Below are 25,093 nucleotides of genomic sequence, written 5' to 3' on the forward strand. Positions count from 1 at the left end.
ATCTACTTGTTTTCCTTGCCGCTTAAAGTGAATTTTGTGGCAAAGGACATGATCTTCTCCTGAGTTGCGTCTTCTCCTTCCACCTCACCGGTGATGTGACCGTTGCACATTACGATGATTCGGTTGGACATACCGATCAACTCCGGCATTTCCGACGAGATCATAATGATGGATTTGCCCTGTTTTACGAGATCGATCATGATCTGATAAATCTCGTATTTGGCTCCGACGTCGATACCACGGGTCGGCTCATCCATGATCAGGATATCAGGATTGTTTGCAAGCCATCTTGCGATAATTACTTTCTGCTGGTTGCCACCGGAGAGAGACTGGATCAGCGTCTTTCCGCTCGGTGTCTTGATCTTTAATTTCGCAATGCTGTCCTTTACGACCGCATCGACTTCTTTTTTGTTGATCTTACCCATATGGGTGTAATTCTTGTAGGAAGCGATCGCAGTATTGTCATCGATGCTCAGGCATCCGAAGATACCGTTTCCGCGTCGATCCTCTGTGATCATTCCGACGGAGCTGTTGATCGCATCCTGCGGTCTCTTGATGTGAGTCTCTTTTCCGAGGATCTCCACGGTACCGCTCTCAATGTGGCGCATTCCAAAGATCGCTTCCATAAGCTCGGTTCTCTGCGCTCCTACCAGTCCGCCAAAGCCCAGGATCTCACCTTTCTTTAATTCAAAAGAGCAGTCCTTGAAGGAATTCGGCAGAATACTTGTCAGGTGGCTGACCTTTAAGACCGTCTCATCCGTCCGGTAATCATCCTTCGGCGGATAGACGTTATTTAATTCACGTCCAACCATCTGTTTTACGATCTCCTCATCGGAGATATCCTCGATCGCCCAGGTTCCAACGTATGTACCGTCGCGCATGATCGTGATATCGTCGGAGATCTGGCGGATCTCAGCCATCTTGTGGCTGATATATATCATAGAAACACCTCTGGATTTCAGGTCTCTGATGATCCGGAATAATGCTTCTACCTCGTTATCAGTCAGTGAGGAGGTCGGCTCATCCAGAATTACAAGGTTTGCACTCTGGCTGACCGCTTTTGCGATCTCTACTGACTGCATCTGTCCGATTGATAATGTGCCGAGTTTTGCTTTCGGGTCAAAATCCATCTTGACATCCCGAAGCCATTTCTCAGCTTCTTTGTTCATCGTCGCATGATCAACGACCTTGACCGGTCCGTAGTTTTTCATCGGATACCGTCCAAGATACATATTCTCAGCGATGGAGCGCTCCGGAATCGGCTGAAGCTCCTGATGAACCATGGCAAGTCCTTTTTTCAGCGCGTCATCCGGGTTTGCGATCTCCGTCTTGACGCCGTCGATATAGACCTCGCCTTCATCCATTTTATAGATTCCGAAAAGACATTTCATCAGTGTCGATTTTCCGGCACCGTTCTCTCCCATCAGTGCGTGGACCGTTCCGGGGCGAACCCGTAAATTTACTCCGTCAAGTGCCTTAACACCTGGGAAGGTTTTTTTGACTCCTCTCATTTCGAGTCTGTACTGTTCTGCCATCCCAAAACTCCTTTCAGATACACTCCCCCGCATCTCCGGGTGGCATATTTTTTTAAGTTTTAAGTTCAGAGAACCGGGTGTGCCAGACACACCCGGTTCTCATTTGTTACAGTATCAATTACTTTAACATATCAAGGATTTCCTGAGCGTTATCCTGAGTAACCTTCTCGTAGTTAACCATGTTGACTGCGTCAACTTTCTCACCGCTTAAGAACTTAACAGCGATATCGCTTGCTGCCTGAGCCTGTGCGAAGTGGTTGTTGAATACAGTACCTGTCTGCTTGCCGTCGATTACGTTCTGAACAGCCTCTGTCAGAGCGTCAACGCCTACAAGGTAGATATCCTCGTTAACTTTACGTCCTGCTGCTTCGATTGCCTGTAATGCACCAAGTGCCATTGCATCGTTGTTGCAGAAGATTACTTCGATCTTGTCGCCGTACTGGTTTAAAGCGTCCTGTGCGATCTGCTGAGCCCTAGCCTGATCCCAGTCACCACGCTGTTTTAAGAGCTCCTCAACTTCCATTCCTGCGTCTGTAAGAGCCTTAACAGAGAACTCTGTTCTGTACTGAGCATCTACGTTCTCCGGGTCACCCTGGATCATGATGTAGGAAACTTTGCCATCGCCGTTGATATCGCCCTTGTTTGCAGTCTCAAGGATCTCTTCGCCCTGGTATGTACCGGACTGTCTTGCGTCACATCCTACGTATGTAGCGTTAAGACCTTCAGATTCCCATCTCTCTTCTTCTGCTGCGTCCGGCTCACGGTTGATGTAAACAACCGGGATACCAGCTTCTTTACACATATCTGTGATCTCCGGTGCGGAAGAAGCCTGTACAAGGTTTAAGATCAGAACGTCATATTTCTGTGTGATGAAGTTCTGGATCTGGTTTGTCTGCTCTGCCTGATCGCCCTTACCATCCTGAACGACTACGTTCTCAGCCTTGAATCCAAGGTCCTCTGTTAAGTAGCGAACTAACTCTGTTCTGTAAAGAGTCATGAAGTTATCATCGAACTTGTAGATGCTGATGCCGACTTTCTTGTCTGCTACATCTGTGGTTGCTGCTGCGGCTGCAGCTGTTGTTGCAGCTTCTTTTGCTGCCTCGGTAGCTGCTGCTGTTGTCTCTTTTGCTGCCTCAGTAGCTGCTGCTGTTGTTGCTGTTGTGGAAGAGCTTCCTCCGCATCCTGCTAAAGACAGGGCCATCATGGAAGCCAGTGCCATTGCTGTTACTTTCTTTGTCATTCTCATGTTTTGAATCCTCCCATTCAAAAAATAATTTTGACCGTTTAGGCATTTTTCCTTAACGATGAATTCATTATAGCCTGCCTTTGTGCATTTTTCCATACTATTTTTTATGATAAATTATTAAAATTCTTTGATTCCTGTAAAAAAACCACAATTTTTTGTCATATCATGGCAGAAATCAGCTTAAATATAACAGTACAGGCATGTGCGAGTCGGCACATGCCTGTAAAAAATGATGTCAGTTAGCGATGACATGCTGGGGACACCAGAAATATTTTTCCTGGGTCACCTCTTTTCCCATTGCGAGCTCCTCCGCTGTATCGAAGATCCTCTTCGCGTAGACATCCTTGCTGGATTCAACCGTCCCAAAGAGTTTTCCCTCGCGGAACGCCTCCTGACCGGCCGGTGTCCCGTCGATCCCGACAAGCTTGATCGTCCCGGCGACGATCCCCGCCCGCTCGATGGCATCGCTCGCACCGAGAGCCATGTCATCATTGTTGCAGAGCACAAGCTCGATCTTGTTCCCATAATCCGAAAGCCACTGTTCCATGAGGGCCGAGGCCTGGTTTCTCTCCCAGTTCGCGATCCCGCCTGTGATCTTCTCGATCGGAACACCGCCGTCCTTCAGGGTCTCGATGGACCACTCTGTACGGATCAGGGAATCCTGGTGGTTCGTCTCCCCCTCAAGGAGGACATACGAAACAACCCCGTCCCCGTTCCGGTCAAGGGTGGACGGATTCTTCCGGTAGGCGTCTACGAGGATCTGCCCCTCCAGCACCGCGGACTCCTTTGCGTCCGCCCCTACATAGTATAGTTTCTCCCAGCGGTTCATGTCCTCCGCGACCGGCTCCCGGTTGAAAAAGACAATGGGAATATCCGACTCCATGGCCTGATCGATCACGCCGGACGCGGCGGAACGGTCCACCATATTGACGCAGAGCACGTCGCAGCCAAGACCGATCATGCGTTCTGCCTGGCTGTTCTGCGTGAGCTGATTTCTCTTCGCATCCCGGACATCCAGCGTCACGCGGACTCCGGTCTCCTTTTCATATTCCTTCGCCGCCTGCTCCATGGAATTCCGGAGGGTGCCGATGAATGTGTCATCCCCACGGTATAGCAGGACACCGATCCGCAGGGACGTCTTTTTTTCCTCATGTCCTCCGGTCTTTTTCGCGTACAGCCAGGCGCTTCCCCCGAGAAGCGCCGTCGCCGCAATGGCAAGGATCAGAACATTTCCCTTTTTCATACCTGCCTCCCCCCTATTCCATCGGATATAGCATCTTTTCGAAAATCCCACTCCTTAAGATCTCCCCGTCGATATACTCCGGTGTCAATGTGATCCGTTTTTCCTTCCACTCTCCCCCAGCTGCCTGAACCGCCTTTTCAACACTTAAATACCCCTCGTCGAACCGGTTCCATGCCATCAGACCCTTGACGATCCCCCGGTCGAGCTGGTTTAAGAGCGCCGTCGTGCTCCCGATCCCGTAAAGGGCCGTCACATGCTCCCGGTACACACTGCTGCCCTCCAGGATATCCGCAAGCTCGGATAAGGCACCAACATCCATGCCGACCGCCATAAAATCACCGCTCTCCGGATATACCGTTTCCTCGATAGCCTTGCGGTATGTGTCCTCTGACTTTTTCTCGATCAGACGTACGGTAAAACCGGCTGGGTCCAGCACAGAGCGGATCCCGTCATACGCGTCAAGGTTCCCCGTGTACGCCATTCCCTCGGAGAACAGGCATACCGGCACAGCCGGATCCTCGCTCTCCGCAATCTTCTCCCCAAGCGTCCGTCCCATCTCGTAGCGGTCCACAGAGATGGAGCACGCCACCGAGCTGTTGATCGCCGTGGAACCAAGAAAGATCACCGGACAGCCCGGTGAGATCTCGTCGAGCTTCATGACCGCGAGATCCTCGCGGACCGGCGCAAGGATGATCGCATTCGCTCCGTCCTTTATTTCACGGACGATCAGTTCTTCCTGCTGTTCCTCATCATTTTCCGCGTACAGCGTGATGAAATTGACATCCGCCTGATACTTCTTCTCCGCCATATCCATGCCCGCGCGGAAGCTCCCATAATAGTTGTCATTCACGTTGTCTATGATAACAGAGATCCGGCAGATCTCCCTCTTTTTCTCCTTGATGATCAGATCCGTGGACGACAGCAGATAGAGCGCCACAAGGAGAAGGACGCCGGCACACCAGCTGATTTTTTCTCTATTTGACATGGATCTTTTCCCTCTCTGCCGTCTCAGCGTAAGGCACCGCCCGCATGTGGATCGTCACGACCGTCCCCTCATCGAGCTCGGATTCGATGGACAGACCGTATTCCTGTCCAAAATACAGCCGGATCCTCTCATTGACGTTCCGCACCCCGATCCCGGAGCCGCTTCCGGACTTCACATGCGGCTTATCCGTGAACATGCCTTTCACCTGCTCCTTCGTCATCCCGAGTCCGTTGTCGGAAACCTTCATATAAAGATCCTCCCCGTCCCGGTACACCCGGATCCGGATCTCCCCATCACCGTCCATAAACTCCATTCCGTGATAGACCGCATTCTCCACGAGCGGCTGGAGGATCAGCTTCACGCTCGCGAGCTCCATGACATCCTCATCCGCCTCGATCTCATAAGTAAAACGGTTCTTAAACCGCATGTGCTGGATCATCAGATAGTTTCTCACATGTTCCAGCTCATCCCGAACGGGAATAATGCTCTTCCCACGGCTTAAGCTGATCCGGAAGAATCTGGCGAGCGCCGTCACGACCTTCACCGCGTCCGCCTGTTTCTCATTCTCGATCATCCAGACGATGATATCGAGGGTGTTGTAAAGGAAATGCGGGTTGATCTGCGACTGTAAGACATCAAATTCATTTTTCCGCTTGGATTCATGCTCCGCCACGATGTCATCCATCAGATGCCGGATCTGGGTCGTCATGTTCCGGATGGAGGTGCCGAGGTGACGGATCTCATAGGAACCGCCCACATAGACTTCCGTTTCCAGATTGCCCGCCTCAATCCCGTTCACAGAACGCTCCAGTTTTTCGATCGGTGTCGTAATCCTCGTGGAAATGTAAGCATTGATGACCGCGAGGATGAATACGACAAAGGCAACAATAAACACGATCAGGATCCTTGTCTTCAACGCGTTTAAGGATGCGCCGCCGAGTGCCGCCGCCCCGACGATCTTCCAGCCGGTATAGCCGACCGTCTTGACCGTCACGGCACGCCCCTTTCCTTTATATTCCTCCCGATGGATCCCGTCCCTGTATTCCGCTGCCGCCTCAAGGTTCTCATCCTCGAGCCCGGAGTAGATCAGCTGGGACTGCGGATGGTAGATCAGCTCCCCATCCGCGCCGAGAAGATAGACATAGCCGCCGTTTCCCAGGGTGATCCCGTCAAACAGCTGTTCCAGGCTGTCATAGCGGATGTCGATGAGGAGAACGCCCTGCTCCGTGGACGAGCCCTCCGTGATCTCCACCGCGCGCGCCGCCGAGATCACCCAACGGTACTGGTTCTCCCCCGCGTCGAACACCCGCTGGACATGCGGGACTGAGAAGTGAAGATTCTCCGTCTTTTTCAGCGCCGCCTCAAACCACGGTTCCGCTGCCGGATCTACCCCCGTCTTGAGTCTCGTGGCGGGAACGGCCTCCAAAAGCTCTCCGTCTCTGGAAAACAGGGCGATATTCTCGACATTATCCTTGTTGTTGTCGTAGAGAAGCGTCATCTCTTTGTTGACACTCTCATTCCTCAGATCCGTGTTTTTTACGATCCCGTAGTATGTGGTGTCCGAAAGCTTCATGATTCCGCGGAGCCACACATCCACAGACCGGTTCAGCTGGTCGATCAGGATCTGGTTCTCCTCCTGCATCGTATCCGACATCTGCTTTGACATCCGGCTGTACAGGGACAGTCCGATAAAGATGCTCGCCGCCAGGGCTGTCACCGTAAAGTAGACGAAGATCATATAGCGGATGCTGGTCCGTTTGAAAAAGCTGCCCTCATTTTCCGGTTTCATACCTCTCTCCCCCGCCGGCCCTACGACCGGCTTCCTCTGAATTTCGTCGGTGAAACGCCGAATTTTTTCTTAAATACGTAGCTGAAATAATTCTGTTCCTGGTAGCCGACCTTTGCCGCGATCACATAGGTCTTGTCATCCGTCTTATTCAACAGCTCCACAGCCTTATTGAGACGCACATCCGTCAGGTAACCGATATAGGTCTGCCCCGTCGCTTTTTTGAACATCGTCGAAAAATAGGCGGGACTCATGTGCAGCGTCCGGCAGACCTGCTCCACAGACAAGTCCGGATCCTGGTAATTCTCCATGATATACCGCTTCGCGCGCTCCATGCTCTGGCGCGTCGTATTGTCACGCTCCTGGTCCATCGCCCCGTTGATCCTGAGTGCCGCCTCAAGAAGCCATTTTGAGAACTTCTCCCGGTTCATCACCTGCCGGATCATCATAAACGGGTCCGTCCCCATCCCGGTATCCCCAAAAAGCACTCCCATCTCCAGGTCGTACTGCTGGATGAGCTGGACCAGACAGTTCGCGGTGCTGAACATGTAGGTCTGGTACTGCCGCGCATGGACCTTCGCGTCAGACATCCTTCCGATGATCCCGGATACCACGGACCTTATCTTCTCCTCCGGACCGAATTTTACCGCCTGGATGAGGGCAGACTCGTCCTCCGCGGTAAACTGGAGCTTTCCGGTGTTCACCGGCTCCACATCGTTGATGTAGATCGTACTGCCGCTCCCGACAATTGCGCAGTAGCCCAAGGCATCGAGCGCTGACCGGAAGGACTCACAGATCAGACCGAGCTCCGTCCGGCTGTGCCCGATCCCGATCGTTACCGGGATCATCAAGATCTTCCGGATCTCCTTGCAGATATCGCTTAAGATGTCGATCATGCTGGTCTGGGAGTTGTTCTCATCGATCGCCACGATCCCGGCGATCTCCGCGTCAGCCGCCCCGGAGAACGAGAACAGGGAGAATCTGCAGTACGGTTTCAGGTTCTCCTCAAGGATCTGCATCACAGAGATCGGGATCAGCTCCCGCTCCTCGTGGAGCGGAAGGATCAGCTCCCCTGACACTTCGGAAATTTCCGCTTTCACCGCAATGGAGATCCACTTTTTCGCTCCCGCAAGTGGGATATCGTACTGTTCCAGGCGGTCATTGACCGTTTTCCCGTCCATCTGGTGGCTCACAAGATCCTTTAGGAACTGCTCGCGCAGGATCGGCAGGCTGCGTCTGTAGTTTTCCCGCAGAAGGCTCACATCGCGCTTCTGCTCGATCTCCTCGTCGAGGCTCTCCTGGATCCTCCTCAGGATCGCCGTCAGCTCCTCCACATTCACGGGCTTTAAAATATACTCCGTCACATTCAGCTTGATCGCGCGCTTCGCATAATCGAAATCATCATATCCGGAAAAAATGACGATCTTCATCGATGGATACCTCTGGCGGATCTTCTCCGCAAGCGTCAGCCCGTCCATGTATGGCATCCGGATATCCGTGAGGACCACGTCCGGCTCTAAGGCTTCGATCTTCTCCAACGCGTCCTCCCCATTCTCCGCGTCCCCGACAACGGTAAATCCAACCGCCTGCCAGTCGATCTTGCGGATAATGCTCTTACGCACTTCCTCCTCGTCATCCACAAGGATAATTCTGTATAAGTCCATTTCCTGCTCCTATCTTTTAAAAGATCTGTTCCAGATGCTTCCGGATGACCGCCTCATCGGTCAGTTTTGCGATATGACCGTTCATGCCCGCCTTGATCGCTCCTTTTCGGAAACCGCCGTTTCCCCATTCTGACAGCCTGCCAGACCCGGAGTGCAGAGAAGGAGCATAACGGCTCCAAAGATTACAGAGCGCCTGCCCCCTCCTGTCCTTTTCTTTCTATTCAACGCAACAAGGTCCTGCATGTATTCCATCCTTTTCATCCGCCCCGGCCACCTTGCCTGTTTCCGTGCTTTTTTATTCGCATACATATTCGCGTCCGCGCGCGCTTTTGTGTCGGAAATGCTCTCCTGCTCCTCGATCAGGGCACTGCCGTATGAGGCACCTGGGAGCATATGCAGCGATTTTTTCTGTTTTTCTATGATCCAGTAAAATTTCTCCCTGCAGTATTTTTCCTTCTCCGGTTTCCTGAACAGGACGCAGAACTCATCTCCGCCAATCCGGTAACAGTTTCCATAGCGGGAATACGCCTTTTTCAGACATTCCGCGATCACCTTCAGGCACTGGTCCCCCGCCTGATGACCGTATGTATCGTTGATGTACTTAAAATTGTCGAGGTCGAGGACGATCAGCATCTTATCCTCCGGCTGGAGGTTCAGTGTCCGGTTCAGATAGCTCTTCTGGCTTAAGAGTCCCGTCAATCCATCCAGCTGGTTCCACATTTCATTGCAGTAGATGTAATAGAGCACTGAGATCAGGGTACTTTGCCATGATATTGACCGGGCGGAGTCTTACCGGAGTCCCATCCACTATCACGGTAACCAGCTCAAGGACTGAGATCACGCCGATCAGGATGAAGGTCAGCAGAAAAGTCCTTCTCTGTCTCGGAAACAACGCTTCACTAAAATTGACGAGCATACACATGAACCCAAGGACAAAACAATTGATAACCGTCAAAGAAAAAAATAGAGATCCGGCATATCAGGTTCCTCTCTTTCAGATACTAAACGGGCACGCCGCCTTCCGGCGACAACGCTGTTACGTATAATTATACTGTGGAAGCATATAATCGTCAAGCCAGCCCTCCGGTAGGTTTGCGCGCCCTTTCCCGTCCCGGTCCAGCCTGAACTGTGGTTTTGCCTGTCCTCTTCGTTTTTTATTAAATATCATTATACTGCTTACTACTGTTTCTGGCAATGCTGCGGTCAGGTGTTTTTAAGACATTGGGCTGTAACGAAAAAGAGTGCGCATCTTTGGCACGTCAGTGCCTGTTTTCTAAAAGACATCCAGGTCCATTCCATTCACCACAGGACCTTCGTAACCGGCATTCCGTATCTCCTCAAGGATCGCCTCGTTTCTTCTCGCCATCTCGGCTCCCACATCCACCGTGTTGTCCTGGATCTCCATGTGATAGATCCGGTGGTATGTGACGAGAAGCTTTGGTCTTGCCTTCTTCGCGATCTCTGCAAGATCCACACTCAGGGTGTGAACCTCCCGATGGTATTTCTGCCACTTCGGTTCCCTCGCGGCAAGACCTGCCGTGTATTCTACTTCATGGAGAAGAATATCACAGCCCTTTGCCTTTTCCGCAACGATCTCAAGCGGCGCGGTATCCCCACTGATCACGATCACCCGGTCCGGCGTCGTAAATTTGAAGCCATAGCTCTCAAGCGTCCCATGGCTCACCGGGAAGGCTTCGACCGTCACACGGTCATCCCGGTAGATAACTCCGGAAGTTATTTCCTGTGTTTCCACCCGGTATCCCACTTCATTTGCCTTTTCAAAACCGTTGATCCGGAAATCAATATCCACCTTGTAGGCCTTTAGCAAATGCTCTGTCATATCCCGGATCCCTTTCGGTCCAAATAGCCGGAGTGGTTCTTTCCGCTCCAGGACCCATGGGGTAAAGATCAGGTCCGGGTATCCTGCCGTGTGATCCGTGTGCAGGTGTGTGCAGAACGCGGTCACCAGCCTGTCCGGGCGAAGCGCGTCGATCCCGTTCCGGTATGCCTTCGCCGCCTGGCGGACGACCCCCGGACCGAAATCAACGAGGTACGCCCGGTCGCCAACAACGACCGCAGAGGACGGACCGCTGGCATCCGGGCACGCGTTCGGCGTTCCGGTACCGAGAAGTACAAGTTTTGTCTCCATCATGATTTTCTCTCCTTTTTCCCTTCCGCGCTTCATCCCTGCTTCTGTTCGTTTTCATCCTCCACATGCCGGATCGAGATTCCGGTAAAGCCGTAAAAGATGCTGAAAAACGGAGTCAGATATAACAGGAACAGATATGGGAAGAACGCAGACCAAGCGACGCCGAGCGTTCCCGCCATGTATACGCAGTACCCATGCCACGGGATCATCGGTCCGGAGAGCGTTCCCGCATCCTCCAGGCTTCTCGATAAAATCTCCGGGGCAATCTTTCTCTCCTTAAACAACGGTTTCATCATGTTTCCGGTCAGGACATGGGACATCGGCTGGGAACAGCTGATCAGGCTTGTGATATAACCGACGAGGAGCGTCGCGAAGATCAGGCCGCCATCGCTGTTAATCCGTCCGGTGATCGCGCGCAGGATGTTGTCAAGAACACCCAATCTGTCCAGCATGCCGCCCATTCCGACCGCGAAACAGATGATCGCCACATACTGCAGCATGCTGCTCATACCGCCACGGTTTAAGATCGTTTTCAGAACAGCCTCCTCAATCTGGGTCGTATAGCCGTTGTAAGCAACACGGATGATGCTCTGGAGCGTCGCGCCCTGGCAGAAGAACGCAACCGCACCGGCGCACACCGAGGACAGTCCCAGGGATACGATCGCGTTGACTTTACATAAGAGCAGGACAATGATAACCGCCGCCGGGATCAATGTCACAAGACCAAGTTTAAATTCTCCCTGAAGTGCCTCCGTGTAGACAATAAGGTTTCCCTCTTCATAACCACCGGAGGTCTGACTGATCCCGAGAATGACAAACAGGACCAGGCTGATCACAAAGGTCGGCAGCGTTGTCCATAACATGGACCGCACATGATCGTTGAGCTTCGCGCCCGCAACAGCCGGGGCAAGATTCGTCGTATCGGAGAGCGGGCTTAACTTATCCCCGAACATGGCACCGCAGATGACTGCGCCTGCCACCATTCCAGGATTGATTCCCATCGCATTTCCAATCGCCATCATCGCGACACCGGCACTTCCGACCGAGCCGTAGGATGTTCCGGTCACAAGACTTAAAACGGCGCAGAATACAAGTGTCAACGGCAGGAGCCAGGTTGGATCGATCAGTTTCAGACCGCCTGCGATGATCGTGGCGATCGTACCGCTCTGGAGCCAGGTACCGATCATGACGCCGATCGCCATAAGCAGACATAGTGTCGGAACGACCACACGGATCGCGTCGTAGGCACCACTCACAACATGGTCATATTTGATCTTTAACCATTTACAAAACAGATAGATGATGATCCAGCTGAAAAACAGTCCGATCATCGGTCCTCCCGTCTTCAGCCGGATGCAGACTGCGACTGATCCAATGATCAGAAGCAGGAGCAGAAGCGACTGAGGCATATTCAGTTTCTTTTCTTCACTCATAACAATTTCCTCTCCCCTGAAACTCATTTTTCAATTTAAAGCATTAAACTTTAAAGTGCTGTATTATTATATCGAATATTCAGGAAAATTGCAAGAGCTCACACAAATTAAAACAGCCGGAACCCACAGAAATACTGGATTCCGGCTGTTTTTAACAGCTTATATGAATGATTCGATATAAGCTGCATTTTCGCTTTATGAATTATTTACCCATCTGAGCAGCAACCTCAGCTGCGAAGTCCTCGTTTTTCTTCTCAAGACCTTCACCAGTCTCGAAACGAACGAAGCTCTTAACTTCGATGTTAGCGCTGTTCTCTTTAGCAACCTGTGCTACATACTGAGCTACGGACTGCTTGCCGTCCTCTGCTTTTACGTAAACCTGGTCTAAGAGACAGATCTCTTTCATCTCTTTGTTGATACGACCCTGGATCATACCCTGGATAACCTTCTCCGGCTTGGAAGCTTCCTTCGGATCGTTCTGGATCTGAGCCATAAGGATGGATTTCTCATGCTCGATGTAATCTGCGCTTACTTCGTTGCGGTTTGTGTACTTCGGGTTAAGAGCTGCAACCTGCATACAAACGTTCTTTGCCATCTCTTTTACAGCGTCGTTTACAACATCTGTCTGAACGTCAAGAAGAACACCGATTCTGCCGCCTGCATGAATATAGGAAGAAACGAAACCGTTCTCCTCTGTAACCTGTTTGAAACGACGGATGCTCATGTTCTCACCGATGATGGAGATTTCAGAAGAAAGAGCTTCCTTAACAGTAAGGCTCTCATCTGCTGTCCACTTCTCGTCCATAAATGCGTCCATATCTGTCGCTGTTGTTGTAAGAGCCTGAGCTGCTACCTGAGCAACGTATGCCTGGAACTTAGCGTTCTTAGCAACGAAGTCTGTCTCAGAGTTAACCTCAACGATAACAGCTTTCTTCTCATCTGCTGCCATAGCTGTGTCAACGATACCCTCAGCTGCGATACGTCCAGCTTTCTTCTCAGCGCCTGCAAGTCCTTTTTCTCTTAAGAACTCAACTGCTTTGTCCATGTCGCCGTCTGTAGCAGAAAGGGCTTTCTTACAGTCCATCATTCCAGCGCCTGTCATTTCTCTTAAATCTTTTACCATTTTAGCTGTAACTGCTGCCATGTTTCATTTCCTCCGAATCATATTAAAGAATCAAAACGTGTCTTTTCGGAAGAAGGTGCTGCCACTGACAGCACCTCCTTGGATTCCTTATAACAACTTAAGCCTCTGCGTTCTCCTCAGCTGCTTCTGCTTCCTCAGCCTCGCCCTGCTTAGCCTCGATGACAGCGTCTGCCATCTTGGAAACGATAAGCTTAACGGCTCTGATAGCGTCGTCGTTACCCGGAATTACATAGTCGAGTTCTTCCGGATCGCAGTTTGTATCAGCGATACCGATCAGAGTGATTCCAAGTGTGTGAGCTTCCTGTACACAGATTCTTTCCTTCTTCGGATCTACGATAAAGATAGCGTCCGGGATCTTCTTCATTTCCTTGATACCGCCAAGGTTCTTCTCAAGCTTCTCCCACTCTTTCTTTAACTCGATAACTTCCTTCTTCGGAAGTACGTCGAATGTTCCGTCCTCAGACATCTTCTCGATTGCTTTTAATCTAGCGATTCTGGACTGGATGGTCTTGAAGTTTGTAAGCATACCGCCAAGCCATCTCTCGTTTACGTAGTACATTCCGCAACGCTCTGCCTCAGTCTTGATAGCGTCCTGAGCCTGCTTCTTTGTACCTACGAAAAGGATTGTGCCGCCCTCAGCTGCGATATCAGCAACTGCCTTGTAAGCCTCATCAACTTTGCCTACAGATTTCTGAAGGTCGATGATGTAGATACCGTTTCTCTCTGTGTAGATGTACGGTGCCATTTTCGGGTTCCATCTTCTTGTCTGGTGACCGAAATGTACGCCGGCTTCCAGAAGCTGTTTCATTGAAATTACGCTCATGTTTTTTTCCTCCATTTGGTTGTTTTCTTCCGCCTGCATCTCACTTCCACGAACACCTGAGCTTCTCAGGCACCACTCGCAGAATCCGCAGACGTGCATAATATCAGCTTTTTCACTATATCATAAGTCATTTTTCACTGCAAGCACTTTTTTCTATTTTTTTTGATTTTTTTCCATTACATTTGATTTCATAAAAAACAAGGTCATTCGGGCATGCGGCGGCAGGGATTCTTCTATATATGATAGACCTTTTAATAGTCTTTTCTCTCCTTAAATCCCTCATGCACCAGATACAGCCTGATCTATCTGATGTCATACAACAATTCATATTAAAAAAAGAGGCGCGGCTTTTCACCCAGCCGCGCCTCTTTTCCACAGGTCTCCCTGTCTTATTTTGTATTTACTGCCTTTAAGGCTTTTAATTCATCGAATACCACATCGTTTAAGACCTTAATATAGGTTCCCTTCATACCGGAAGAACGGGACTCGATAACCCCGGCACTCTCGAATTTGCGAAGTGCGTTTACGATCACGGAGCGGGTGATCCCGACTCTGTCAGCGATCTTGCTGGCTACAAGGATTCCCTCGTTTCCGTCAAGCTCCTCGAAGATATGGGTGATCGCTTCTAACTCGGAGAAGGATAAGGTGCTGATCGCAGATTTTACGATCTGGACTTTTCTTGTCTCCTCGGCGTTCTCCTCGTTTACGGAACGCATCATCTCCAGGCCGACAACGGTCGTGCCATACTCGCAGAGGATAATATCATCGATATCGTACTGCTCGTCGGATTTGTACATAAATAAGGTTCCGAGGCGCTCACCTGCGATATCGATCGGGGCGATGATTGCCTGATACTTCTTTACATTCTCCTCAGCGAATCCGAGAGTCGCAAGGTTTACATTTTCCTTGGTGGAAAGGACACTTAAGAGGCGTTCGTTAAACATTTTATCGACATAGCCGCCTACCTTGTCCTCAATCAACTCATGGATCTCATCAACACCAGGACAGATGCTGACACCCAGGACTTTTCCTTTCTTGCTGATCACGAGAATGTTCGACAGCAAAATTTCGCTTAAAACTTTACAGATGTCGTTGAATACGACCTTGTGCGAATTGTTGTTGTGGAGCAGTTTGTTTATTTTTCTGGTCTTATCCAATAATTCAACACTCATTTCCGAAAACCTCCTTTACTTTCTGATATCGTACGAATAATATTTGATCGATTAAATTGTAACACGATATTTCCAGAATTTCAAGACTTTTTCGGATAATTGAGATAAATCGAAATAAATTGTCAAGTTCTTATCACGTTTTGGAAGTTTGAACCATTGAAATTGTACCATTTGTTTACGGCAAATATCCGGCAGAGCCTCTTCTGGGCACCCTGCCGGATCTTGATCTCGCTATATTAATCTTCTTTTTCTTCCTTATTTTCCTTCATCGGCATCACAAATCCGCACTGCTCATTGGCGCAGACGAGTTTGTTTCCTTTTTCCACCATGTAGCTGCCGCACTCCGGGCACTTTTCAGTGGATGGTTTCTGCCAGGACATGAAGTCGCAGTCCGGGTTGGCTTCACAGCCGTAATACTTTCTTCCCTTTTTCGTCTTCTTAATGATGACTTCTTTTCCACACTTCGGGCACGGGATTCCTGTCTTCTCCAAATACGGCTTTGTGTTGCGGCACTCCGGGAATCCAGGACATGCGAGGAATTTTCCATGGGGACCGTATTTGATGACCATCCTTCTTCCGCAAAGTTCGCAAATCTCGTCGGACTCCTCGTCTGCGATATGGACAGTCTCTAAGGTTCTTTGGGCCTCTTCCACCGCTTCCATAAGATCAGGGTAGAAGTTTCTTACGATGGTCTTCCACGGGGTCAGGCCCTCGCCGACGCTGTCTAACAGGTACTCCAGGTTCGCGGTGAAGGCAATGTCCACGATGCTCGGGAAGCACTGCTTCATGATCCGGTTAACGACCTCACCGATCTCGGTCACATAGATGTTCTTGTTCTCTTTTACCACGTAACGGCGGGCTAAGATCGTTGTGATCGTCGGTGCGTAGGTGCTCGGACGGCCGATGCCCTGTTCCTCCATGGCTTTTACCAGGGATGCCTCTGTGTAATGGGCCGGCGGCTGGGTAAAGTGCTGGGCGCTCACGAGATCTGCAAGCTCAAGCTCCTCACCTTTTTCCAGTTTCGAAAGGATCTGGTTTTTCTCCTCTTTCTCATCCGCCTCGATATAGACGGACATGAAGCCGTCGAACTTCAGTCTGGATGCCGTCATCGTAAACTCGTTTCCGCCCGCTCCGATCTTTACGGATGTTGTCTCATAGACAGCCGCGGACATGCGGCTCGCCGTGAAGCGCTTCCAGATCAGCTGGTAGAGGCGGAACTGGTCTCGTGCTAGGGATTCTTTTACCTTTACAGGTGTTAAGGAAAGATTTGTCGGACGGATCGCCTCGTGGGCATCCTGGATCTTTCCGCTGTTCTTCTTTGTATTTTCACCCTGGGACAGGTAATTCTCGCCGTAGTTCTCAGCGATGAAATCACTTGCCATCTTCTCTGCTTCCTCAGCCACACGGGTGGAATCGGTACGCAGGTAGGTGATGAGACCGACAGTGCCATGGCCCTTTACATCAACGCCCTCATAGAGCTGCTGGGCGAGGCGCATGGTCTTCTGGGTAGAAAAGTTCAACGCCTTGGACGCCTCCTGCTGCAGGGTACTCGTTGTAAACGGAAGCGGCGGTTTCTTCGTGCGCTCCCCGTTTCTGATATCTGTCACGATAAATTTCTGTCCCTTTAAGGACTCAAGTAAAGCGTCAAGCTCCGCCTTGCTCTTGATCTCCGTTTTTCCATCTTTGTCATTATGAAAATGGGCTGCTGCCGGTTTCTTTGAACCCGGAGCTTTTAACATCGCTTCGAGGCTCCAGTATTCCTCCGGGATAAACGCGGAAATCTCCTCTTCCCTGTCGCAGATCATGCGGAGGGCCGCAGACTGGACACGGCCGGCGCTAAGGCCTCTCTTAACCTTCTCCCAGAGGATCGGGCTGATCTTATAGCCAACAATACGGTCCAGGATACGCCTCGTCTGCTGGGCGTCCACCAGGTTCATATCGATATCGCGGGGTGCCTTTAAGGACGCCTTTACCGCATTTTTCGTGATCTCATTGAAGCTGATCCTGTATACTTTTTTATCTTTTACCTCGTCAAGCTTTAACGCTTTCATCAAATGCCAGGAAATCGCTTCTCCCTCACGGTCAGGGTCAGTTGCGAGATAAATTTTATCTGCTTTTTTTACTTCCTTCCGAAGCTTCGCAAGGATATCTCCCTTGCCCCGGATCGTAATATATTTCGGTTCATAATCATTTTCCACATCAATTCCGAGCTGGCTCTTCGGAAGATCTCTCACGTGTCCGTTGGACGCGTCGACCTCATATGTGCTTCCCAGGAATTTTTTAATTGTTTTAACCTTTGCAGGAGACTCTACAATCACAAGACTGTTCGCCATATTCTTCACATCCTTCTGCAATCATTCCGCTTTTTTATAATATTGATTCCCGGTTCCAAAAACAAGTCCCGCAAGCTCCAGCTTTAAAAGGGCTTCCATACATTCTGTCACGGAGAGTCCGCAGAGTGCGGCGATCTCTTCCAGATATCTGGGGCGTGAATCAACCGAAGCATACACCAAATTTTCGTTCTTGGCAAGCCTATTTTGTGAAAATTTATGAATCGTTAATTTTCTTTCGTATTTCATCCCAAGGAATTCCAGCACATCCGAGGGGCTTAAAAGCATGTTCGCACCGCCCTGGATCAGGCGGTTGCAGCCACCGCTTAATGGGTCATTTGCCCGTCCCGGAAGGGCGAAAACTTCTTTTCCCTGCTCCAGGGCAAAGTCCGCCGTGATAAGGGATCCGCTCTTCTCCCTCGCTTCTATTATAATAACCGCATCGGCGAGGGCGCTGATGATCCGGTTGCGCATGGGGAAATTCATGGCGACGGGGCGGGTTCCCGGGACGAACTCCGAGAGGATGCCGCCGTTTTCCTCCATGGCATGGAAAATTTTGTAATTTTCCCGTGGGTAGCAGACGTTTACCCCGCAGCCCAAGACTGCGTAGGTGGGCTTTCCACGCTCGATGGCGCCTCTGTGGGCATAGCCGTCCACGCCGGCTGCCATGCCGCTGATGATGTTGACTCCGGCGTTGGCGAGTTCCCCGGCGTAGAAGCCTGCCGCTTCCTTCCCGTACTCCGTGCAGGCCCTCGCACCCACGATGGCCACCGACGGGACCTCGTTTTCCGGGAGACTGCCTTTTACGAAGAGGGCTGCCGGGCGATCTTTATATGGAAGAAACCGGGTCGGATAGTCCGGGTCGCATTCCGCGATGACGCGGATGTTCTTCTGTGCCAGGTCGGCAAACTCCTTCCGCCATGCGGATTCGTGTTTTCTCGACTCCTGGAAGACCTCCGCACGCCGCTCCGTGAGGACTCCTGATTTCTGCAGTTCCTGGGGCTTTACCCTCCAGGCAGACAGGTAGGTCCCAAATGTGTCTTTCAGGCCTCTGATTGTTACGCCGCCGAAACCGGGAACGTGGCAGAGGCAGTAGAGAGCTTCGCGGTCGGTGAGTGTATTACTTGTCATAATTTCATATTCTCCTTTTAATTTCCCCAGAATTTATCGCGGCTCTTCACATAAGACACTGCTTCACAGAGATCCGCAAGCCGGATTTTCTCTTCTTCTGCAAGATCTGCCGTTGTCCGTGCTACTTTCAGGATTCGGTCATGCATCCTGGCTGAAAGGGCAAGCTTTTTAAAAATTTCTTCCATAAACTTTTCTTCTTCGCGTCCGAGCCAGCAGAACTTCCGGATATGACGTCCTGACATTTCGCCGTTGCAGCGGATATTTTCACCTGCAAAACGTTCTCCCTGGATCTTCCTTGCCTGTTCCACACGGGCACGGATTTCACGGGATGATTCGTTATTTCCGCTGCTTCTGATATCTCCGTAAGTGATCGGTGATGCCTCCACGCAGATATCGATCCGGTCTAACATCGGTCCCGATACTTTCTGTAAATACCGGGTTATTTGTCCATCGGTGCAGCGACAGCGGGAACGGTCGGGGAAATGACCGCAAGGACAGGGGTTCATGGCCGCAACGAGCTGGAAATTCGCAGGATATGTCACGGAAGCTTCCACTCTCGAGACAGTCACCTCCCGTTCCTCCAAAGGCTGACGCAACGTCTCCAGGGCTGCTCTGGAGAATTCCGGAAACTCGTCAATGAACAAAATCCCGCCGGTGGCAAGAGATATCTCCCCCGGCTTCGGTCTTCTCCCACCTCCGGTCAGCGCCTGAACCGACACGGTGTGATGGGGCGCCCGGAACGGACGTGTCCGGATCAAAGGCTCTTTGGCTGTCAGGAGATGGCTCACACTATAGATTTTTGAGATCTCGATGCTCTCTGCGATATCAAGCCCCGGCATGATCGTCGGCATTCTTTTTGCCAGCATGGTCTTTCCAGCTCCCGCAGGACCAACGATCAAAAGATTGTGTTTTCCAGCTGCCGCCACCTCGGCTGCTCTTCTGAGCAGCGGCTGACCGGAAAGTTCTGAAAAGTCCACCTCGTAACGGTTCATGGAATTCTGCAATTCGTCCATATTTATCGTTGACTCCGCCTGCATAGGAAGCTTTCCCGAAAGCACCTCCAGGAGCTGGCTCAGATCCCGGATCCCATAAAGTTCCATTCCCCCTATAACGGATGCTTCATTCACATTCTCCACAGGTAAAAATACACGTTTAAAACCACTTTCCCGTGCCTGGTCTGTAAGTGCCATAACCCCAGGAATTCCCCGAACAGTCCCGTCCAGCCCTAGTTCTCCGAACAAGGCAGCGTCTTCGAGATCTTTCGCCCGAAATCCACCGTAGGCGGATAAAATGGCAGCGGCGATCGCGAGGTCGAATCCGGTCCCTTCCTTTCTAAAATCTGCCGGGGACAGGTTGATCGTGATCTTTTTGGGCGGCAGGGAAAGTCCGAGATTTTTGATCGCCGTCCGCACCCTGTCTCCGCCTTCCCGTACCTCGGACGCAAGGTAACCTACGAGGATCAGCCCCGGAAGTCCATCGCTGACGTCCGCCTCCACGGTCACATTCTTTCCCTCCATGCCGCGAAGGTATATGCTATTGATTTTACTGAACAAAAAGACTCCTTTCCAAACATGTTTAAGATGTTTTTGCTTTGCTGAATTTTTCAGAACTATTTTTGACAGGTGAATTTTTCACCATTGTTGATAATATAGATGTATTTAAGAATGTTTAAGAAAAATATTGGTAACTGTTCAGCAAGTCTGCACACTTGCTGCGCTGACCGCAAGAAAACATAGGCTGGAAGGCAAAAATCCCATCAGTGAAGCTGATCAGGAATGGATTTTTGCGTGTAACTATGAAGGTACTGAATAGTTACAAATATTGAATTTATAGCAGACTGACCCAAAGATCAGCGCAGCCAGTCTGCCGCTTTTATCTCAGTCGAGAAGACTCCCACCTCATTAGGTGGTGAGTAATAGCAAATTTGTCTCAGTGGGCGTTGGGTCTCCGACTGAGATAAACGCTCCGCGAGGATGCGCAGTGATTCTATATGGAATATGTCAGCTTTGCTGACCCGAATCACGCGCCAAGTCTCACGGACGTTCGACTTGAATTATTTGTTCTTCTCATGCTCCTCGATCCACTCCAGAATATCCCCGGATACCTGTTCGCGGTTGAGTTCATTTAAAAGTTCATGCCTCGCGCCCTCATAAAAGCCGATGGAGAGATCTTCTACCCCTGCTTTATCATAGCGGTCGTAAACTCTCCGCACGCCTTTTGTCTCCTCTCCCACCGGATCTTTGCTTCCGGAGAGTATCAGGACCGGGAGGTCGGTGCGCATTTTGCCTGCTTTTTCGAGCTTTGCGGTCTTTAAGATCACCTCGAAGAAATCCCGGTACGCGCCCGCAGTGAAAATAAAGTTCGTCAGCGGATCATCCCCGAAGGCGCGGTCTCTCTTTTCATCCCTGGACAGCCAGTCGTAAGGCGTCTTTGTCGGCTTGAATTTCCGGTTATAGTTTCCAAGGGACAGGTTGTAGAGCATTTTGCTCCTGTATCTCGTCCCTTTCCTCTTACAGACAGAGTCCGCCAGCATATATCCGAACCGCACCTCAGCGTCCTTCGGTGCTCCGGTTCCGAGCAGGATCACACCGTCGATTCCGTCCTTGTAGACGGTCAGATATCGTCTCGCGAAGAACGACCCCATACTGTGCCCCAAAAGAAAAATCGGCACACCCGGATATTTTCTCTGTGCATGGACCGTCACACGGCGCATATCACGGATCACGGAGACAGCGCCCGCATGGTCACCGAAATATCCCCTGTCTTCCTCCGCTGCCGCGGTCTTTCCGTGGCCTAAGTGGTCATTCCCGAGAACATAGATCCCGTGTCCCGCAAGGAATTCCGCAGACTCCCGGTATCTTCCCACATGTTCCATCATTCCGTGGGCGATCTGGACGACGGCTTTCACCTCGCCGTTTGGAATCCATTCCATACAGTGGAGATTCGCAAGACCGCTGCTGGATGGTATATAAAATTCATGGATCTCCATAATTTCTGCCTCCTGTGCATAAAACATTTTCGATTTTAGCTAACAGGCACTCAAATACCCGTTCCGCCTGTCATCAGTACTCATCGAAGAGTTTTATAAATATAGTCCTAGTATAACACGCACTCAAAACTTTCCCTAGGAAACATCTGTTAAAATTTCATAAACTTTATCTAAACCGAAATTAAATGTGTCAGGCGCATTCCGCTATCCTGTATGGTCACCTACACCGGGCTGCACTCTGCGCAGGCGCAAAAAGCCCCGCCGGCGCTCTCACACCAGCGGGGACTTTCTAACTTTCCAATGCTTCCAACCTCAATTACAAGACAGTCGTCATGTCCGATCAGTCTTTCTTCATCAGCTTTACCATAACAGCCTTCTGCGCATGCAGGCGGTTCTCTGCCTCATTGAAGATCTCGTCGGCATGTTCCTCGAAGACTTCCTCAGTGATCTCCTGTCCGCGGTATGCCGGGAGACAGTGCTGGACCATAGCGCCCGCGTTTGCGGCTGCGAGGAGCTGTCTGTTGATCTGGTAGTCCTTGAAGATTTTCTTTCTCTCCTCTTTCTCCGCTTCTTCTCCCATCGAAGTCCATGTATCTGTGATCAGAATATCCGCACCGGATGCCGCCATAAACGGATCTGTCTCCAAGGCAAACTTATCGCCGTAGCCCTTCGTGAAATCAAGGACAGCTCCGTCCGGCTTGTATCCGTCCGGTGTCGCGACCGCCACGTTCATTCCGACCTTTAAGCCACCAACGATCAGGGAGTTTGCCATATTGTTGCCGTCACCGATGAAGCACATTTTGAGTCCGGAGAAGCTTCCGAACTTCTCACGGATCGTCATGAGGTCCGCAAGGACCTGACACGGATGACAGAAATCCGTCAGGCCGTTGATGACCGGGATGGAACCAAATTTTGCGAGGTCCTCCACTTCCTTCTGCTCGAAGGTACGGATCATGATACCGTCAAGGTATCTTGACAACACGCGGGCAGTATCCTGAACCGGCTCTCCACGGCCGATCTGCAGATCTCTGGAGGACAGAAACAATGCATGTCCACCCAGCTGATACATTCCTGTCTCGAAGGAAACCCTCGTTCTTGTGGAGGATTTCTGGAAGATCATTCCGAGTGTCTGTCCCTTTAAGAGTTCGTGCGGAATGTTGTGCTTTCTCTCATATTTTAACTGGTCTGCCAGATCCAGAATTCCGGTGATCTCCTCTGTGCTGAGATCCAGTAATTTTAATAAATGATTCATGATTCAAATACCCCTTTCATGGCCTCAAGTGCCTGATCGATCTCTTCATATGTAATAACAAGCGGCGGAAGCAGACGGATCGCGTCCGTTCCGGCTGTCAGGACGAGAACGCCCTTTTCCATAAGCTTTGCAACATATCCGGCACGCTTTTCCGGATCTACGATGATGCCGAGCATGAGTCCCATGCCGCGGACATTCTTCACTGCCGGGGCGTGAAATCCCAGGACTTTTTCTTTGATGTAAGCGCCCTTTTCCTCAACCTCTTTTAAGAATTCCGGCTTCATCACCGTGTCGAGGACCACATTCGCAGATGCCGCGCTCACCGGATTCCCGCCGAAGGTGGAACCGTGGGTTCCCGGTCCCATAACATCCGCGCAGGACTTCGCAGCCAGCACGCCGCCGATAGGCAGACCGCCGCCGAGACCTTTCGCCATGGTCACGATATCTGGAGCAATTCCGTACTGCTCATAGGCGAAGAGGCTTCCGCATCTTCCGATGCCAGTCTGAACCTCATCCACGATGAGCAGGATATCGTTCTCCTTACAGTATTTTGCCACACCCTGGACAAATTCCTTATCGAGCGGCAGAACGCCGCCCTCGCCCTGGATCATCTCCATCATGACGGCACAGCAGGTCTTGTCTGCCTTCGCAGTCACATCAGCCAGATCATTTGCCTTCGCGTAGGCGAAGCCTTCCGTGAATGGGAAGAAGTACTGGTGGAACTTCTCCTGGCCGGTTGCCTTTAAGGTTGTAACAGTTCTTCCATGGAAGGACTGGATCAGTGTCACGATGGTGTTCCTTCCCTCGCCGTATTTATCGAAGGAATATTTTCTCGCGAGCTTGATGGCGCCCTCATTCGCCTCCGCACCGGAGTTTGCAAAGAAAATTTTTCCCATCCCTGTGGCTGTCACGAGCTTCTCTGCGGCGCTCACCATGGGCTCCGTGTAGTAAAGGTTGGAAGCGTGCATGAGCTTTTCCGCCTGTTTTGTCACGGCATTTACGATCGCCGGATTTCCGTGGCCTAAGCTGTTTACTCCGATCCCGGAGGTCAGATCCACGTACTTTTTTCCGTCGGCATCCCAGAGCGTCGCGCCTTTTCCCTGGTCAAGGACGATGTCGAACCGTCCGTATGTATGCATGATATATTCTGAATCTTTTTTCTTGATCTCTTCCGCTGTCATATCGTACCTCCTGTGGCAACTAATTCGGCAGATCCACGCTTTTTCCTGCGTTCTCTCTGCAAAAAACGTGTACTCTGGCACATTCCGCGCCGGATGCGTTTTCTTACAGGAACCTGCATCTTCACATGGATCTGCGTCTGCCTTTTATGAAAACATGGTTCCTACACCTTCATTTGTAAGCAGCTCGATTAAGATCGAGTGCGGCACACGGCCATCCTGAATGTTCGCGCGCTCCACGCCCTGACGGACACACTCCACGCAGCAGTTGACCTTCGGGATCATGCCGCCCTTGATGATGCCCTCCCTGACGAGAGACGGAACTTCCGAAACCTTCAGACGTTTGATCAGTGTGGATTCATCGGACGGATCTCTCAAAAGTCCTCTTACATCCGTGAGCATGATCAGCTTTTTCGCCTTTAACGCGATGGCAAGCTTCTCAGCCGCTGTATCCGCGTTGATGTTGTAGTTGCAGGTATCGTCAATTCCTGCGGCAACACAGGTAACTACCGGGATATAGCCTTTTTCCAGCATATCAAGGACGATCTGCGGATTTGTCTTAACGATGTCACCCACATAGCCGTATTCCGTTCCGTCCGGATCGTTCAATTTGACTGCCTCAAACAGGCCGCCGTCCATTCCGCTTATTCCCACGCCTTTTCCTCCGGCATTTTTTAAGAGTGTTACCAGATTCTTATTGAGCTTTCCGCAGAGGACCATCTGGACCGCTTCCATCGTCTCTTTGTCTGTATAGCGCAGACCCTTGATGAATTTGGACTCTTTTCCGGTCTTCTTTAAAAGTTCCCCGATCTCCGGACCGCCGCCGTGGACGAGAACGACTTTCACACCCACGAGATTTAAGAGGACGATGTCACGGATGACCGCCTGCTTTAAATCCTCGTTGATCATGGCGTTTCCGCCGTACTTTACGACTACGATCTTTCCATTGTATTCCTGAAGATACGGGAGCGCCTCCACAAGGACGCCCGCTCTTGTCTCCGCTTTCAGATTTTCCATAAATTTTCTCCTTTTT

General features: G+C 50.9%; 19 protein-coding genes. All 19 read right to left on the reverse strand.

The features are described from left to right. Positions 1-2: 2 nt before the first annotated feature. The 19 genes from DW826_RS05425 to argB all read right to left on the reverse strand — a co-directional run bounded on the left by DW826_RS05425 (position 3) and on the right by argB (position 25,077). Positions 3-1,535, reverse strand: a complete 1,533-nt coding sequence (locus tag DW826_RS05425; RefSeq protein WP_117469408.1) for a sugar ABC transporter ATP-binding protein — start codon at positions 1,533-1,535, stop codon at positions 3-5. 118 nt (positions 1,536-1,653) lie between these two features. Further along, on the reverse strand, positions 1,654-2,781 hold the full coding sequence (locus DW826_RS05430; protein ID WP_117469407.1) for a galactose ABC transporter substrate-binding protein: 1,128 nt from the start codon (positions 2,779-2,781) through the stop codon (positions 1,654-1,656). Between the two features lie 235 nt (positions 2,782-3,016). Then, entirely contained in the window at positions 3,017-4,024 is a 1,008-nt protein-coding gene (locus DW826_RS05435; protein WP_117552244.1) for a galactose ABC transporter substrate-binding protein, read from the reverse strand. Positions 4,025-4,037: 13 nt separating this feature from the next. Further along, a complete protein-coding gene (locus tag DW826_RS05440; RefSeq protein WP_117469405.1) occupies positions 4,038-5,009 on the reverse strand; it encodes a substrate-binding domain-containing protein in 972 nt (323 codons plus the stop codon). Next, positions 4,999-6,798, reverse strand: a complete 1,800-nt coding sequence (locus DW826_RS05445) for a sensor histidine kinase (protein ID WP_117552245.1) — start codon at positions 6,796-6,798, stop codon at positions 4,999-5,001. Before DW826_RS05445 ends, DW826_RS05440 begins: the two co-directional genes overlap by 11 nt. A 20-nt stretch (positions 6,799-6,818) precedes the next feature. Next, the gene (locus DW826_RS05450) at positions 6,819-8,459 is read right to left on the reverse strand and encodes a response regulator (protein WP_117471736.1); all 1,641 of its coding nucleotides are present in this window, start codon (positions 8,457-8,459) and stop codon (positions 6,819-6,821) included. Between the two features lie 81 nt (positions 8,460-8,540). Further along, positions 8,541-9,206, reverse strand: a complete 666-nt coding sequence (locus tag DW826_RS05455) for a GGDEF domain-containing protein (protein ID WP_242992090.1) — start codon at positions 9,204-9,206, stop codon at positions 8,541-8,543. A gap of 526 nt (positions 9,207-9,732) precedes the next feature. Continuing rightward, complete coding sequence (locus tag DW826_RS05460; RefSeq protein WP_117552269.1) at positions 9,733-10,611, reverse strand: MBL fold metallo-hydrolase; 879 nt, start codon at positions 10,609-10,611, stop codon at positions 9,733-9,735. Between the two features lie 29 nt (positions 10,612-10,640). Then, a complete protein-coding gene (nhaC, locus tag DW826_RS05465; protein WP_117552246.1) occupies positions 10,641-12,041 on the reverse strand; it encodes a Na+/H+ antiporter NhaC in 1,401 nt (466 codons plus the stop codon). 202 nt (positions 12,042-12,243) lie between these two features. Continuing rightward, on the reverse strand, positions 12,244-13,185 hold the full coding sequence (gene tsf, locus DW826_RS05470) for a translation elongation factor Ts (protein WP_117469399.1): 942 nt from the start codon (positions 13,183-13,185) through the stop codon (positions 12,244-12,246). Between the two features lie 97 nt (positions 13,186-13,282). Beyond that, positions 13,283-14,008 (reverse strand): 30S ribosomal protein S2, encoded by a 726-nt coding sequence (gene rpsB, locus DW826_RS05475; protein ID WP_021904111.1) that lies wholly within the window; start codon positions 14,006-14,008, stop codon positions 13,283-13,285. A gap of 389 nt (positions 14,009-14,397) precedes the next feature. Next, the gene (codY, locus tag DW826_RS05480) at positions 14,398-15,180 is read right to left on the reverse strand and encodes a GTP-sensing pleiotropic transcriptional regulator CodY (RefSeq protein WP_015554182.1); all 783 of its coding nucleotides are present in this window, start codon (positions 15,178-15,180) and stop codon (positions 14,398-14,400) included. Between the two features lie 236 nt (positions 15,181-15,416). Beyond that, positions 15,417-17,513, reverse strand: a complete 2,097-nt coding sequence (topA, locus tag DW826_RS05485) for a type I DNA topoisomerase (RefSeq protein ID WP_117552270.1) — start codon at positions 17,511-17,513, stop codon at positions 15,417-15,419. Between the two features lie 21 nt (positions 17,514-17,534). Continuing rightward, a complete protein-coding gene (gene dprA / locus DW826_RS05490) occupies positions 17,535-18,641 on the reverse strand; it encodes a DNA-processing protein DprA (RefSeq protein WP_117552247.1) in 1,107 nt (368 codons plus the stop codon). A gap of 17 nt (positions 18,642-18,658) precedes the next feature. After that, a complete protein-coding gene (locus DW826_RS05495; RefSeq protein ID WP_147327127.1) occupies positions 18,659-20,194 on the reverse strand; it encodes a YifB family Mg chelatase-like AAA ATPase in 1,536 nt (511 codons plus the stop codon). Positions 20,195-20,694: 500 nt separating this feature from the next. Further along, complete coding sequence (locus tag DW826_RS05500) at positions 20,695-21,630, reverse strand: alpha/beta hydrolase (RefSeq protein ID WP_181967996.1); 936 nt, start codon at positions 21,628-21,630, stop codon at positions 20,695-20,697. Between the two features lie 340 nt (positions 21,631-21,970). After that, positions 21,971-22,882, reverse strand: a complete 912-nt coding sequence (argF, locus tag DW826_RS05505; RefSeq protein WP_117552249.1) for an ornithine carbamoyltransferase — start codon at positions 22,880-22,882, stop codon at positions 21,971-21,973. Beyond that, positions 22,879-24,063 (reverse strand): aspartate aminotransferase family protein, encoded by a 1,185-nt coding sequence (locus DW826_RS05510; protein WP_117552250.1) that lies wholly within the window; start codon positions 24,061-24,063, stop codon positions 22,879-22,881. The genes argF and DW826_RS05510 overlap by 4 nt, the downstream gene beginning before the upstream one ends. A 144-nt stretch (positions 24,064-24,207) precedes the next feature. Next, on the reverse strand, positions 24,208-25,077 hold the full coding sequence (argB, locus tag DW826_RS05515) for an acetylglutamate kinase (protein ID WP_117552251.1): 870 nt from the start codon (positions 25,075-25,077) through the stop codon (positions 24,208-24,210). Positions 25,078-25,093: the final 16 nt, after the last annotated feature.

Origin of the sequence: Clostridium sp. AM34-11AC (assembly GCF_003435375.1) — a bacterium.
GTDB classification, from domain to species: domain Bacteria; phylum Bacillota; class Clostridia; order Lachnospirales; family Lachnospiraceae; genus Pilosibacter; species Pilosibacter fragilis.